19 protein-coding genes and 2 tRNA genes are annotated in these 14,585 nt (G+C 35.2%); 12 read left to right on the forward strand and 9 right to left on the reverse strand.

Annotation, left to right across the window (positions count from 1 at the left end; all coding sequences use genetic code 11):
- Window positions 1-46: 46 nt before the first annotated feature.
- From OPR48_RS07275 to OPR48_RS03705, 7 genes are all read right to left on the reverse strand, one after another.
- Window positions 47-466, reverse strand: coding sequence for a DedA family protein (locus OPR48_RS07275; protein WP_320109918.1), 420 nt, complete (start codon window positions 464-466; stop codon window positions 47-49).
- A 6-nt stretch (window positions 467-472) separates the two neighbouring features.
- Window positions 473-1,846 (reverse strand): cysteine--tRNA ligase, encoded by a 1,374-nt coding sequence (gene cysS, locus OPR48_RS03680; RefSeq protein WP_265025451.1) that lies wholly within the window; start codon window positions 1,844-1,846, stop codon window positions 473-475.
- A complete protein-coding gene (locus tag OPR48_RS03685; protein ID WP_265025452.1) occupies window positions 1,839-2,495 on the reverse strand; it encodes an exopolysaccharide biosynthesis protein in 657 nt (218 codons plus the stop codon). The genes cysS and OPR48_RS03685 overlap by 8 nt, the downstream gene beginning before the upstream one ends.
- 166 nt (window positions 2,496-2,661) lie before the next feature.
- Complete coding sequence (tatA, locus tag OPR48_RS03690; protein ID WP_265025453.1) at window positions 2,662-2,829, reverse strand: twin-arginine translocase TatA; 168 nt, start codon at window positions 2,827-2,829, stop codon at window positions 2,662-2,664.
- A 245-nt stretch (window positions 2,830-3,074) separates the two neighbouring features.
- A complete protein-coding gene (locus OPR48_RS03695; protein WP_265025454.1) occupies window positions 3,075-4,031 on the reverse strand; it encodes an IS5 family transposase in 957 nt (318 codons plus the stop codon).
- Complete coding sequence (locus OPR48_RS03700; RefSeq protein ID WP_265025455.1) at window positions 4,016-4,147, reverse strand: hypothetical protein; 132 nt, start codon at window positions 4,145-4,147, stop codon at window positions 4,016-4,018. The genes OPR48_RS03695 and OPR48_RS03700 overlap by 16 nt, the downstream gene beginning before the upstream one ends.
- A gap of 62 nt (window positions 4,148-4,209) precedes the next feature.
- Window positions 4,210-4,983 (reverse strand): ABC transporter ATP-binding protein, encoded by a 774-nt coding sequence (locus OPR48_RS03705; RefSeq protein ID WP_265025456.1) that lies wholly within the window; start codon window positions 4,981-4,983, stop codon window positions 4,210-4,212.
- A gap of 147 nt (window positions 4,984-5,130) precedes the next feature.
- Between OPR48_RS03705 and OPR48_RS03710 the strand changes: the two genes are divergently transcribed.
- Window positions 5,131-5,207: transfer RNA gene (locus OPR48_RS03710), tRNA-Arg, on the forward strand.
- Window positions 5,208-5,460: 253 nt separating this feature from the next.
- Here the strand turns inward: OPR48_RS03710 and radC are convergent.
- Together radC and OPR48_RS03720 are read right to left on the reverse strand one after the other, a co-directional pair.
- Window positions 5,461-6,135 (reverse strand): RadC family protein, encoded by a 675-nt coding sequence (radC, locus tag OPR48_RS03715; protein WP_265025457.1) that lies wholly within the window; start codon window positions 6,133-6,135, stop codon window positions 5,461-5,463.
- Window positions 6,110-6,256 (reverse strand): hypothetical protein, encoded by a 147-nt coding sequence (locus OPR48_RS03720; protein WP_265025458.1) that lies wholly within the window; start codon window positions 6,254-6,256, stop codon window positions 6,110-6,112. The genes radC and OPR48_RS03720 overlap by 26 nt, the downstream gene beginning before the upstream one ends.
- Before the next feature lie 945 nt (window positions 6,257-7,201).
- Here OPR48_RS03720 and rpsL point away from each other — a divergent pair.
- The 11 genes from rpsL to rplL all read left to right on the forward strand — a co-directional run bounded on the left by rpsL (window position 7,202) and on the right by rplL (window position 14,531).
- Window positions 7,202-7,576: a 30S ribosomal protein S12 gene (rpsL, locus tag OPR48_RS03725; protein WP_006279787.1), complete on the forward strand. Its 375-nt coding sequence runs from the start codon at window positions 7,202-7,204 to the stop codon at window positions 7,574-7,576.
- Window positions 7,577-7,581: 5 nt separating this feature from the next.
- Window positions 7,582-8,061 (forward strand): 30S ribosomal protein S7, encoded by a 480-nt coding sequence (gene rpsG / locus OPR48_RS03730; RefSeq protein ID WP_007549313.1) that lies wholly within the window; start codon window positions 7,582-7,584, stop codon window positions 8,059-8,061.
- 21 nt (window positions 8,062-8,082) lie between these two features.
- Window positions 8,083-10,155, forward strand: a complete 2,073-nt coding sequence (gene fusA / locus OPR48_RS03735; RefSeq protein ID WP_265025459.1) for an elongation factor G — start codon at window positions 8,083-8,085, stop codon at window positions 10,153-10,155.
- Between the two features lie 11 nt (window positions 10,156-10,166).
- Window positions 10,167-11,339 (forward strand): elongation factor Tu, encoded by a 1,173-nt coding sequence (gene tuf, locus OPR48_RS03740; RefSeq protein WP_265025460.1) that lies wholly within the window; start codon window positions 10,167-10,169, stop codon window positions 11,337-11,339.
- Window positions 11,340-11,352: 13 nt separating this feature from the next.
- A tRNA-Trp gene (locus OPR48_RS03745) sits at window positions 11,353-11,425 on the forward strand.
- Between the two features lie 19 nt (window positions 11,426-11,444).
- Entirely contained in the window at window positions 11,445-11,645 is a 201-nt protein-coding gene (gene secE / locus OPR48_RS03750; RefSeq protein WP_265026621.1) for a preprotein translocase subunit SecE, read from the forward strand.
- The gene (gene nusG, locus OPR48_RS03755; RefSeq protein ID WP_320109936.1) at window positions 11,635-12,471 is read left to right on the forward strand and encodes a transcription termination/antitermination protein NusG; all 837 of its coding nucleotides are present in this window, start codon (window positions 11,635-11,637) and stop codon (window positions 12,469-12,471) included. Before secE ends, nusG begins: the two co-directional genes overlap by 11 nt.
- Before the next feature lie 2 nt (window positions 12,472-12,473).
- Entirely contained in the window at window positions 12,474-12,914 is a 441-nt protein-coding gene (locus tag OPR48_RS03760; RefSeq protein WP_265025462.1) for a 50S ribosomal protein L11, read from the forward strand.
- A gap of 4 nt (window positions 12,915-12,918) precedes the next feature.
- On the forward strand, window positions 12,919-13,572 hold the full coding sequence (gene rplA / locus OPR48_RS03765) for a 50S ribosomal protein L1 (protein WP_265025463.1): 654 nt from the start codon (window positions 12,919-12,921) through the stop codon (window positions 13,570-13,572).
- A gap of 12 nt (window positions 13,573-13,584) precedes the next feature.
- On the forward strand, window positions 13,585-14,103 hold the full coding sequence (gene rplJ, locus OPR48_RS03770) for a 50S ribosomal protein L10 (protein WP_265025464.1): 519 nt from the start codon (window positions 13,585-13,587) through the stop codon (window positions 14,101-14,103).
- Window positions 14,104-14,129: 26 nt separating this feature from the next.
- Window positions 14,130-14,531 (forward strand): 50S ribosomal protein L7/L12, encoded by a 402-nt coding sequence (gene rplL / locus OPR48_RS03775; RefSeq protein ID WP_253307301.1) that lies wholly within the window; start codon window positions 14,130-14,132, stop codon window positions 14,529-14,531.
- Window positions 14,532-14,585 lie beyond the last annotated feature (54 nt).

Below are 14,585 nucleotides of genomic sequence, written 5' to 3' on the forward strand. Positions count from 1 at the left end.
ATAGGATGACAGAAGTGGGCTTTTAATAGCTGTAGTACTATAGCTGTTATACTCCAAAAGTAAGTATTAGATATAACAAATAGAAGAAATTAGATAGAATGATTAAAGGGGCAAGGATATAAAGGTTTAACTTAAAATAACCTGATAAAATTTGAATCACACTTCCAAGTGCTGGCACCCACGAAAGTAATAAAGTCGCAAAAATTAGCAAATTTTTTGTAACTTTTGGCATTGTATATCCGTTTTCTAATTTGTGGTATGATTTTCGTATAGAGATTGTTATTCTACCTAAATACCAATTAACTATTCCACCAAGGCTTGATCCTAGTACTCCAAAAAATAACATAAGTAGTGGAGTGTAATACGACCTGAAATAAAGCATGGTATTGAACACAAAACCTTGATGTATGGGTAAGACTAATGATGATACTAGACTATCTGTGAATAACAGGAAGTAGTTTTCCATATGAGTTTACCAGGTTGTTGTACCATCTTCATTATCAGAAATTGTAACCCCTATTTGTTTCAGCTGATCCCTTATTTTGTCTGCAGTATCGTAATTTTTATTTTTTTTTGCAATTTTTCTTAAGTCTATCAACCTTTCTATTTCTTGATGATTTACATCCACAGCAAACCACTCTTGATAACTTGACTCAAGAAGACCAATAAATCTGGCACTCTTAACAAAACTCTCAGTTAATTTAAGCTTTTCACTTTCATTACTCATTTTGTTGATTTTTGCAGCCATTTCATGTAATATAGCTAGAGCTTCAGGAATGTTTAAGTCGTTTTTTAAAGCGTCTATAAAATCTTTAGAAATCTCTGCATTACTTTCATCAATATTTATTGTATCTAAACCACGTGATAACCGATTAAATTTATTTAAGGTTTCCTGTGCATCAGAAATAACGTTTTCTGTCCAATCAAGTGGTTTTCTGTAGTGAGTTTTGAGCAGTGCATAGCGTATTACTTCACCCTTTATTCCACTATCTAGCAAATCCCTTACTTTGACTATATTAAATAAGGACTTGCTCATTTTTTCTTCATTTACTGTAAGAAAACCGTTATGCATCCAGTATTTTGCAAACATTGATCCAGCAAATGCAGACTTACTCTGTGCAATTTCATTTTCATGGTGAGGAAATTGTAAATCTATGCCGCCACCATGAATGTCAAAATCCTTGCCAAGGTAAGCATATGACATCGCTGAACACTCTATATGCCATCCTGGTCTTCCTTCTCCCCATGGGCTATTCCAATAACTTGAAAGTTTGTAGTCAATATCACTTGCAGGTTTCCACAGTACAAAATCTCCCGGGTGCTTTTTATTTTCATTAACTTCAACTCTGCTACCTGGAACCAATTCATCAGTTTTTTTTCCTGATAAAGCACCATATTCATGGTAAGATTCTACACTAAAATATACATGTTTATTGGATTCATAAGCATGACCAGATCGCAGCAAATGTTCAATTAATTCTATAATATAATCTACGTTTTCCGTTGCTTTTGGCTCGTGTGTTGGCTCTTTACAATTTATGCTTTCCATATCATCATGAAAAGCTTTAATGTAATATGTGGTTATACTTTCTATGTTGCTATTTTTCTCACTTGCTGCATTAATTATCTTATCATCAATGTCGGTTATGTTACGCACATAGGTAACTTTGCCATAACAAAACTTAAGTAGCTGAAATAACACATCATACACAACAACAGACCGTGCATTGCCTATATGTGCTGTGTCATATACTGTTGGTCCGCAAACATACATTTTCACATGATCTTTATCGATTGGTGTAAAAAGTTCCTTTTTTTTTGTTAAGGTATTGTAAAGCCTAACCATATACGAAGCTTTTGAGAAAAGAAAATGCCCCAATGATAAGTTGTGGCCCTTTGACTACTACAACAAGAGTAAGCAATAACCCACACAATGATATTAAAACTCCTAATATGGATAGAAACCCATCTTTACTCATAATTCCAAGTGAAATAAGAGTCGTACCAATTGCAGGAATAAAATTGGTAAGAGGTAATGGAAGAGCTATTGATAATGCACAAAGCAACATTATAAAAGCTAAAATCTTTTCACCGGGCCCATAGAAAATAAAAGACATTCTTGGTTTCATGAACTTTTCTATTTTTCTTAATGCTGGAGAAGTTTTTTCCACCACAAGAGCTAGTGTTGAACGCTGAAAAGACCTTCTTTCCAACCAATGCGGCATCCAAGGAGAATCAAATCCAAATAGAAGCTGCAGTGAGAATAAGATTAAAGGTATAGAAAGAATAGTTGTATAACCAGGTGGAACCGGTATAGGCACCGATAGCGGCAAGGAGAAGATGATTATTAAAATACCAAAACCGCGCTCATGCAAAGCTGTTTTAATGTCAAACAAAGTTACTTTATCGCTATCATTGTTATTGGTATCTGCAACCTCTTTTAGAATATCAGAAGCTAGTTTTTTATCTTTAGTTAGTTTCTCACTTTTTTGCACAATTATCCTTTAATAAAATATTCCTCCTAAGCTAACATAGTTGTTGCTGTATTTCAATATTTGTTATTTATTTCATACCAACACTTCATCTCTTTCATTCTTTAACCTGACTAAGTTTTTAAACAGATGACATGCACTAAGGTGCATGTCACGAAGTATGAGGACGCTAACGATCTGGTTCGTTAGGCGATAATTTTTCTGAGTCCTTGAGCTCCTGTTTAAGGTTTTTGATGCCTTTTCCTAAATCACCCATAACTTGCGGTAATTTGCCTGCACCAAACAGAACTAAAATTATTATTAAGACTAGAAACAATTGCCATGGTCCTAAACTCATTTTCACCTCCATTTAAAATATTGACCTTTAAATATTAAAGCTTGACTGGAGTCAAGTAACACATAGATTATATCACCTTTATTTAATTATAAATCAAGGTTTTTTAATATTCAATTCTATAGCTAACCCAAATTAGGTTTACCGAAACAAATTTTATGGTTGTATTGAACAATTTAAGTTAGCGCGTGACGCTGGAATGGCTTTGTTGCATCGCACCTTATACTGGTAGTAATTTACGATAAATATCATGTAGCCATTTCAAATTTAGCCATACCAATTTCAGTAAATTGATTAAGCAAATAGCACTTAATCAGCAATTCTTTTTCGCGATTTACTTCGGATTTATTCCTAAAGCTGAATCCAAATATTTGCTTTAATCTTGAGAAAAACCCTTCAATATAAGATCTTTTCCCATAATTTACTTCTTTTTTCCATTCTTTCACGCCATCTTCACCGTATAATTTTATTAACCTAATAGCAGCATTTCTGTCAGACATATAATCTATTTCTGGATGTTCTGCCGCATTGTTTATTGGTGGAATTTTTGCCTTTATATCATATTCGTGACACAATTTGTAAAACTTGTGCCTATCATATGCCCTATCTGCATATAGTGCTTTTATGACATGCTGAAAATTAACTTCTTTAAGCAAATCGCAAGCTCCATAGTGATCAGAGTAGACACCGTTACTGTATTTTACAGCTATGGCTTTTTTGCTGTTTATATTCAACATTACATGCAATTTTCTTGTCTGTTCATAGCCACGATATTTTCTGTCAGCGCTATTTTCCTTGCTGTGACCAGGGGTATTGTTGTAAATGCTGATACCTGTACTATCTATAGCAATTTCGATGTCTTCCATATTATTTTTATCAATTCTGCAATCATTGATCTTAATATTAAGTTTCTTAAACCTTCTTGATGCTTGTGAATAGCTGATAACTGCTAAATCTCTTCCTATTTGTTGCATATATCCTTTTATAAACCCCACCGTTTGTCTTAAACCAATTCTAAAAAGATTGACAATTATATGCACCAAAATCACAACTTTATCACTGTAAATATAGTTGCCGCCTTGCATTTTTGGACTATTTTCATACCAATTTTCTATGGCTTCATTGATATAATGAAAAATATTTCCTCTTTCCTGGAGAAATTTGTTATATTCATTTTGGTTACTGACTTTCATTTTCTGTGGCATATTTTTTCTTCAACAGTTAAATGGTTATTTATAATGAATTTTGTCAGTAGCCACCAGATTTTTTCGGTTGCTATGCAACAAAGCCCGCTGGAATCTAGATTTTTTTCTATGGTCAAGCCATAGGATGACAAAAGAGTAAACTTTATCTGTGTGAGCTATATCTTATAATAATTCCAGACTAGATTATTTTCTTGCAGCGAATAAGTGGAAACTTTTCGCTTAACTGTAGAGTAGAAGAGAGCTCACTAAAAAACTTTGCTAGCGTATCATCTTTAGGCCTATGGTATATATCGCTAGAAACTCCTGATTGAATAATTTTACCATTTTTCATTACGTAGATAAAATCTGCAACTTTCAATGCTTCTTGCGGGTCATGAGTTACCATTAGCACAGGGATATTTTTACTTCTAAAAAGGGACAATATATGTTGTCTTATTCGGCACTTGAGCAGTATATCTAAATTAGAAAATGGTTCATCTAACAACACAACATCAGGGTTTTGTGCCATCACTCTTGCTATTGCAACTAATTGTTGCTGTCCTCCAGATAAGGCATTAGGGTACATATTTTCGTATTTTTCTATATTGAGTAACTTCAAAATTTCCAATGCAATTAGGTGCTTTTCTCTCTTGGAAGAGCTGCGGATAGCAAAGGTTATATTTTCTACTACTGTTTTATGAGGAAATAATGCAGAATGCTGAAAAATCAATCCGATATTTCTATCCTCTATAGTGACTGATGCCTTATTGCTTGCAACTAACCTATCATTTATAAAAATAGTTCCAGATTTTGGATTTTCTATCCCCGCAATTAATTTCAAAATTGTTGACTTGCCACAGCCAGAATGCCCCAATAAACATGCAACATTTCCTTTCTTTACTTTAATGTTTATATTGTTTAAAGCAAAGTCGTTTTGATTGTTATAGAAATAACCAATGTTGTTAACTAGCATTAATCTTACTTAAACCATGTTATTAAATATAATAGCATTATACTCAAGAAGTACAGAAATGTTTTTTGTCGTCATAAATTGGTTATGCAAGAAATCTAGAAAAGAAAGGATTTTTTGCTATAACTTTACATGAATGGTAGGAAACACGGGACTATAGCTCAGCAGGATAGAGCGTTGGACTCCTAATCCGAAGGTCGTGCGTTCGAATCGCACTAGTCCCACCACATTGCTTCACAAATTTCATGGAGATTTTTTTTCACAAATACACACACCTTTTTTTGCGGTTTTGAGATATAAATTCCCTTTAAGTTAATATGTATAGCTGGCCCAAGCAACACGTCATACCGCCGCGGTATCTCAGCCGCTAACACGTAGCGGAATGACGAGTTACTATACCGCCGCGGTATCTCTTAGCCGCTAACAAGTAGCGGGATGACGATTGTCGGTAAACCTAAGTTACTGTAGCTATAAAAGCTTTCACAATAACCTATTTTCCTTGAAACTAAAATAGCTACTGAATGTAATAATAATGTGATCTATTAATTCTATTCCTATACTTTGGCAAGCTTCTGCTAATTGTCTAGTGAGAGATATATCGCTATTTGAAGGTTGTGTATCTCCGCTTGGATGATTGTGAGATATTACAATGGACGTTGAACCAATCAAAAGTGCGCGCTTGATGATCTCTCTGACATAAAGAGGAGTTTGATCTACTGTACCAATGTTTTGCAGGTCTTCCGCTATTAGACGATACTTTTTATTCATATAGATGACGCGAAAATTTTCCTTGTTGAGGCTTCCTATACTTATTCTTAAATAATCAAGCAATTTTTCCCAGTTATCGATTATAGGCAGGTCTTTTATTTCTTCTCTTGCAGAACGAACAAAGGCTTGTTTTACACAAAAGATGGCAGATATCGCTGCATTGCTGACACCATCGACGTTTTGCAGTGCTTCCAGGTCAGCATTAAAAACTTTATTCAAACTGCCAAAATTTTCTATCAAACTCTTTGCTATCGGTTTTACATCAATTCTACTGTATGCTGAATATAAAATGTGCTCTAAAACTTCATAATCAAGTAATGATTGTCCATTATCTAAAATAATTTTCTCTCTTAAGCGCTTTCTATGCCCCTTTTTGTAATTTTTCATCATTAATGAATTGCCTATCTCTTGTATAATAAGAAATTAGATTTTTAAGTAAAATATTTAATAAAGCGCGTGACGCACAATTGTAAGAACATTCATTTTTGAAGACAGCAAATGGTGTCATGAAAGTAGCTAACGCGAGCTCTACGTCATACCGCCGCGGTATCTCGGCATAGATCCCGCTGACAAGCAGCGGGATGACGGTTGTCAGGCTACCCTGTCATCCCAGTAGCTGACGCTGATTTCCATCCAAGAGGGTGTCATTCCAGTGCTTGACACTGGAATCCAGCTTTTTCATAATCATCAAAACGTTGTACTTTAGCATAAAACGGCTACTTTTATGCTTACCAACTTAATAAAATTCCTGGATCCCAGTGTCTGGGCACTGGGATGACAAGAGAAGGTACTGGGATGACGGTTGTCGTTTAGCTATAAATATTAAGAAATTTACCAAATGAAAAAAAAGGCAAAAGAAGCCCCGTGGTTGGCTAATTACTTACATTATACTTTCAAGTATGGCGTTTTTTTATTCTAAACGCTTAATAACCGCGATTCAGCTGCTTTTAAACCGCAACTAATCTAAATTATAAACGTTAAGAAATTTACTAAACAGAAAAAAAGGCAAAAGAAACCCTAGGGTAGCTAGTTATTCACTATCCATTTTTTAAGTTGGCGTTTTTTGATGTTTTAAATGCTTTATAAGCGTATTTCAGCTTGTGTAGGTAAAAACCTAGAAATTTGATAAAGACATAAGGTGCACATAGTGCAAAAAATTAAACATGAGACGCCAAATACGTTGAGTTTTTTTGTCATTTAATCTGTACAGAGAAGATAAATAAATAGCTTCAGTTTCATGATAAGGGGGCTGGCGGAGGGTGTCAAGCAAGTTTTGCGTTTCTACTGAATGACAATTGCGGCTTGGGAGGTGATGCAAGAAGTCTACTGATGGCTTTCAAAGCAGTTGAGCTTAATTATTAGAGTAGTAATTTTTATTTTTATATTGACTATTGAGGTTTATTATTTTATAACTAAAAACTTAGTTATTTTAATGAGCTTGAGTTTATAACATATGCCTACGATAAATCAATTAATACGTAAGGGTAGATTAGGATTGACCCATAAGAAAAAGGTACCAGCTTTGGGAGAAAGCAACCCTCAAAGGAGGGGTGTTTGCACTAAGGTGTATACTACAACTCCTAGGAAGCCTAACTCAGCACTCCGTAAAGTAGCCAGAGTAAAAATTAGTGGGTATGGTGAAGTGACAGCTTATATACCTGGTGAAGGTCATAATTTACAAGAGCACTCTGTTGTTTTGATACGTGGTGGGCGGGTTAAAGATTTGCCAGGTGTGCGTTATCACATAATAAGAGGTGCCCTTGATCTGCGTGGTGTGCAAAATCGAAAGAAAGCTCGTTCAAAATATGGTGTAAAGAAATCTGGTTAAAGTTTATGGCTCGTCGGAATAAAGCAAAAAAAAGAGAAATAAGTCCTGATTCGCGTTACGGCAGTGTTTTGCTGATGCGTTTCATTAATACAATCATGAAATGTGGTAAAAAATCTACTGCAGAAAAGATTATCTATGACGCTTTGTCTTTAGCTGAAAAGAAAATAGGCGAAGGTGGGTTATCAATTTTTGAAACAGCGGTAGGAAATGTTACTCCTTCTATAGAAGTGCGTTCTCGACGCATTGGTGGTGCAACTTATCAAGTGCCTGTTGAAGTTCGACAAGATAGAGCGGTTTCTTTAGCGTTAAGGTGGATTGCTAAAGCAACTTCTGCTGCTCGAAAAAAGAGTGGAAAAACTACTGTTGATTGTTTGCAATCTGAAATACTGGATGCTTATAATAAACGCGGTGGTGCGTTTAAGATGTGCGAAGAAAAATATAAAATGGCTGAGGCTAATAAGGCATTTTCTCATCTTCGTTTTTAATGTTAGCTAATTAATTGTGATATGGAAATTGGGATATCTAAATACAGAAATATAGGGATAATGGCTCACATAGATGCTGGTAAGACTACCACAACAGAGCGTATTTTATTTTATACTGGTAAGCAAAATAGAATTGGTGAAGTGCACGATGGTGCAGCTTCTATGGATTGGATGGAGCAGGAAAAAGAGCGTGGTATTACAATCACATCTGCTGCAACAACATGTTTTTGGAATGATCATAGGGTTAATATAATAGACACTCCTGGTCATGTTGATTTCACTATTGAAGTTGAGAGATCTTTAAGGGTTTTGGATGGTGCAGTTGCTGTATTTGATGGAGTTGCTGGAGTTGAACCTCAATCTGAGACAGTTTGGCGTCAAGCTGATAAATATAGCGTTCCTCGTATCTGCTTTGTTAATAAGATGGATAGAATAGGGGCAAATTTTTATCGATGTGTTGATATGATAAAGACGAAGCTTGGTACAGCACCTTTAGTCATTCAGTTGCCAATAGGAAGTGAGAAAGATTTCAAAGGTATAATTGACCTTATTTCTATGAAAGCCATTATATGGCAAGAAGAAACGTTGGGCGCTAAATTTTCTTATGAAGATATTCCTTCTGATTTGCTTGACAAGGCTCAAGAATATCGAAATCTTTTATTAGATGCTGCAGCTGAGATGGATGATGAAGCGATGAACACTTACTTTGAGTCTAATGATCTGCCAGTGGATTTACTGAAAAAATGCGTAAAAAATGGGACCATTAAAGGAAAATTTGTTCCTGTATTATGTGGATCAGCTTTTAAAAATAAAGGCGTACAACCACTTTTAGATGGTGTGGTTGACTTTTTACCTTCTCCTATTGATGTTGATGTAATTGTTGGAACTGATCCTAAAGATTTAGAAAAGAAAATTGAGATCAAACCTTCAGAAAAAGAGAAATTCGTTGCTCTTGCGTTTAAAGTGATGACGGATAAGTTTGTAGGCAGCTTGACGTTTATTCGTATTTATTCCGGTAAGTTAAAATCTAAATCTGCTGTGTTAAATGCGGGAAAAAATGAGACTGAAGGAATTGGCAGAATGCTGCTTATGCATGCAAATAACAGAGAAGATATAAACGAAGCTAAAGTTGGCGATATAGTTGCCCTAGTTGGATTAAAGAGAACAATTACTGGCGACACTTTATGTTCACCTGATTTTCCTATATTATTAGAGCGTATGGAATTTCCTGAGCCTGTTATTGAAATTGCTGTGGAACCTAAAACTACTTCAGATCAGGAAAAATTAGGTGTTGCTTTAAATAGATTGGTTGCAGAAGATCCTTCTTTAAGAATGTCAGTAAATGCGGAAAGCGGTCAGACTATATTGAAAGGCATGGGTGAGCTCCATCTTGAGATTATTGTTGATAGAATGAAGCGCGAGTTTAACGTTGAGGCTAACGTCGGTGCTCCTCAGGTTGCATATCGTGAAACTATCACTAAATCTGTTGAAATTGATTACACTCATAAAAAACAATCTGGTGGGGCTGGTCAGTTTGCTAAGGTTAAAATAAAATTTGAACCTCTTGAGCCTGGTTCTGGGTTTCAATTTGAAAGTAAAATTGTAGGTGGTGCTATTCCAAAAGAGTATATTCCTGGGGTAGAAAATGGCTTAGAGTTGATAAAAGAAGGTGGTATAATTTCGGGATTTCCGTTGATTGATTTTAAGGCTACCCTTCTTGATGGTGCTTTTCATGAGGTTGATTCTAGTCCTTTAGCTTTTGAACTTGCTGCTAAAGGTGCTTTTAAAGAGATGGCAAATAAAGCTGGTCCAAAAATGTTAGAACCTATAATGAAAGTTGAAATCATTACGCCTGAAGAGTATATGGGTGATATCATGGGCGATGTAAATAGCAGAAGGGGGCAAGTTTCAAGTATGGAAACGCATAATAGTAGCACTATAATTCTTGCTTTCGTACCTCTTGCGAATATGTTTGGTTATATAAATGTTTTGCGTTCTATATCTCAGGGAAGAGCTCAGTATAGTATGCATTTTTCTTATTATGAACAAGTACCACAATATGTGGTTGATGAGTTAAAGTTAAAGTATAATTAAGGGTAATAATTATGACAGCAGTAGTGGAAGCATTTGGAAAGCCGCATGTAAATGTGGGAACAATAGGACATGTGGATCATGGGAAGACAACGTTAACAGCGGCGATAACAAAGCATTATGGAAATTTTGTAGCGTACGATCAGATAGATAAAGCGCCAGAAGAAAGGAAGAGGGGGATAACGATAGCAACAGCGCATGTTGAGTATCAGACGGAAAAAAGGCATTATGCACACGTTGATTGTCCTGGACATGCTGACTATGTAAAGAATATGATAGTAGGTGCAGCACAGATGGATGCAGCGATATTGGTAGTGTCGGGAGTTGATGGGCCAATGCCACAAACGAGAGAGCATATATTGCTGGCGAAGCAGGTGGGTGTTGGATATATCGTGGTGTATATAAATAAAGCTGATGTTGCTGATGCTGATATGATAGATTTAGTAGAAATGGAAGTGAGGGAATTGCTGAGTAAATACGGATTTCCAGGGGATGAAGTGCCTGTGGTAGTTGGGTCAGCACTCAAGGCGCTGGAGGATGACAGCGGCGAATATGGAAAGAAATCAATAGACAAATTGATGGAAAAGTTAGATGAATATGTGGCGGTTCCACCAAGGCCTGTGGATTTACCATTTTTATTGCCAATCGAAGATGTATTTTCGATATCGGGGCGAGGGACGGTGGTAACAGGAAGAATAGAGAAGGGAGAGATAAAGACGGGAGAAGAGATAGAGATAATAGGTCTGAAGGAGACGCAAAAGACGATATGCACAGGTGTAGAAATGTTTAAGAAGTTGCTGGATAAGGGAAGTGCAGGACTCAATGTAGGAATATTGTTAAGAGGAACAAAAAGAGAAGAAGTGGAGAGAGGGCAAGTATTAGCAAAACCGGGGACGATAACGCCGCATAGAAAGTTTAAGGCGGAGGTTTATATATTAAAGAAAGAGGAAGGAGGAAGGCATACACCATTTTTTGCGAATTACCAGCCACAGTTTTATTTAAGGACAACGGATGTAACTGGGAGCATAAAATTGCTAAATGGGAAGGAGATGGTAATGCCAGGAGATAATGTGAGTGTAGAAGTAGAATTGCAAGTACCGATAGCAATGGATAAGGGATTGCGTTTTGCGATAAGAGAAGGCGGTAGAACTGTTGGTTCTGGTGTTGTTTCTGAAATTTTGGAGTGAGAGTTTGAGTTATAGGAGTGTAGCTCAATTGGTAGAGCGCTGGTCTCCAAAACCAGAGGTTGTAGGTTCAATTCCTATCGCTCCTGCATTAATGTTGTGGTGAAAATGTTAAAAAATTTGTGTGTTTTTTTTTGTGATATAAAGCAAGAAATACGAAGAATTGCTTGGGTAAAGAAACAGGAGGTGTTGTCATCTCTATTTGTTGTAATGATTGTTATATTATGCTTTTCGACTTTCTTCTGTTTTGTGGATTTTATGTCTCTTTACGTAATTAAGGCTTTATTTGGAATTATTTATGGAATGTGAATATAAATGGTATATCATTAAAGTTGATTATGGATATGAGCAAAATATACGCGAATTGGTAAGTGATGCTGTTTATTTTAAGGAAGTGTTTATTCCTTATCAAACGGTATGTAATTCAAAGTCTGATATAAAAGAGTTATGTGAAGTGTATGTATATATGCATCTATGTGATGAAAGCAAAAATATTTTGAATCAAACGCCTGGATTCTGCAGTGGCGAATCTGGTGATTTTGAGATGATTTCAGATGATGAAATAAGTTTAAAGTGTAAAGAATTTAATAGATATAAATGGTATATCTTGAGAGTTGCTTCCAATTGTGAAGAGAAAGTGCGCCAACATATATTGGAAAATTCTATGAAATTGGGTGTTAATGATTACTTTAAGGAAGTTTTTATTCCATATGAAGAGCTAAGTGAAGTAGAGTTGAAATCTAAGAAAATTGCTACACGAAGGAAATGCTTTCCTGGTTATGTCTTTTTATACGTGAATTTATGCGATGAAGTATTGAATTTTATCAATAATATACCAAAATCTCTTAAGGTTTATGGATTTTTGAAAAATGGTAATATTCCAAAGGTGATTTTGGATGATGAGATTCACTCAATGTGTAATGCACTTTATGATGCTCAAGAGACAAAGAAGTTAGGTTATGGTTATGAAAAAGATGAAAAAGTGAAAATTAATGATGGTCTTTTTCAAAATTTTACTGGTAAGGTAAATATGGTAAACGATGAGAAAAAAATTATTAATGTGGAAGTATCGATTTTAGGTAAGCCGACAATAATAGAGCTTGATCTGGCTCAAATAGAGAAAATAGAGGATTAATTATGAGTGTTGTAGTTGCTAAGATTAACTTACTTATGGAAGCTGGGAAAGCAGTTCCAGGACCGAAAATTGCTTCAGTACTTGGTCCACGTGGTATACCTGTTCCTAAGTTTTGTGAAGCTTTTAATAAAGTTACTAGCACTGCTAACGCTAATTATAAAGTAGGCGATTTAGTAACAGTGCGAATTTCCATAAAGGATGATCGCTCTCATGATTTTACTGTCAGCGGTCCGCCTGTGGCTTATTTACTTAAGCAGGAGGCTAAATTAAGTAAAAGTTCTGGTAATCCTGGTAAAGAATTAGTGGCTAAATTACCTATGTCTGCTATAATTAAAGTGGCAAAGTGCAAGATGGTTGATATGAAGGTGGATAATGAAGATTCAGCAGTGAAAATGGTTGTAGGCACTGCAAAATCTATGGGTATAGAAGTTGTGGAAGGTTAGGTAAATGAATACATATAATGATAATCCTAAGCAGTGTTTGAAGAAGATTGTTGAGTCTGCTTCAGCAAAATTTAATGAATCAGTTGATATTGCAGTCAATTTAGGCGTAGATTCACGTAAATCTGAAGAGCAGGTGCGTGGTACAGTAGTTTTGCCTAAAGGTATCGGGAAAAATATTAAAGTAGCTGTTTTCGCTCAAGATAAACATTTATTAGAAGCTGAAAAAGCTGGTGCTGATATTGCAGGAGGAGAGGATTTAGTTGAAGAAATAAAAAAAGGTAGAAAATTAGATGTTGATTGGTGCATTACTACTCCTGATTTTATGGCAAAAATCACTCCTATTGCAAAAGTATTGGGTGCTAAAGGGCTGATGCCTAACCCTAAATTTGGTACTGTGACTTCTAACATTGCAGAAGCTATTAAAACCATTAAATCTGGTCAGGTGAAATTTAGAACAGATAAAAATGGTGTTATTCATGGTAAATTAGGAAATATTAAATTTGATATTGATGACTTGCTAGAAAATTTAAAAGCCTTTCTTAAAGTAATTAAAGATAATAAACCTATTTCTGTGAAAGGAATTTACTTTAAGGGTGTTTTTTTAAATTCAACTATGGGTAAAGCTTATAAGATAAGCAAAGTGGAAGATGTAATTTAAGGGAGTGATACCGTGAAGCGTAAAAATAAGGATGAATTTATACAGAGCACAATAAACGTATTTGTAAATAATGATTTCTTAATATTAGTAAATTTTAAATCTATAAATGCTAATGATTCGTTAACTCTTAGAAATAGCCTGAAGTCTATAGCAGGTGGGGTATTAGTAGTTAAAAACACTCTAGCTCGCTTGGCTTTAGAAAGGACTGGTAAATTTTCTTATTTATCAGGCAAATTTTCTGGTCCTGTTGCTATTATATACTCTAGTGGCATAGCAGAAGCTGCAAAATTAATAGTTGATTTTACTAATGCTAACAAAGAAAAAATGTCTGTGATTTGCGCAGCTCATTTAAATGAATTGTTAACAGTGGAAGATGTTAATAAACTGGCTAAGTTGCCTTCTCTGGATGAATTGCGTGTTAAAATTATGCGTTTAATATCTTATGATATTCCTGCTCGGTTGGCGTTGTCTATTAATTCATCTTCTATGAGGCTTATGAGAGTTTTGGATTATTATAGTTCTAAAAAATAAATTTGTTGTTAAGTAAGGTGATAATTATGAGTAATGTAACAAGTGATTTGGTTGATAAAATATTATCTTTAAACCTATTAGAGGCTTCTGAACTTGTAAAAGTTCTAGAAGAGAAAATAGGGTTGCCTGCTGGTTCTTTTCTTGGTGGAGCTGTTGGTGCTGGGGCGCCTATTAGTGATAATGCTGCTGCTCCTGCTGCTCAAGAAAAAGCTGAGTATAAAGTTGTGATTAAAGAAATTGATGCGAGTAAAAAAATAGGAGTTATTAAAGCTGTGAGAGAAGTTAATTCTACATTGGGTTTAAAAGAAGCAAAAGAGTTGGTTGAATCTTTACCTAAAGATTTGACTGCTAATGTTCCTAAAGACGAAGCAGAAAAAATCAAGCAAAAACTTATTGAAGCAGGAGCAACTAAAGTGGAGCTTGAATAATATTTAATGTATTAATTTTATATTGATATAGCTCTTTTAATTAATTTGGGGTAT

The sequence above is a fragment of the Wolbachia endosymbiont (group A) of Bibio marci genome (genome assembly GCF_947251645.1).
Lineage (GTDB): Bacteria > Pseudomonadota > Alphaproteobacteria > Rickettsiales > Anaplasmataceae > Wolbachia.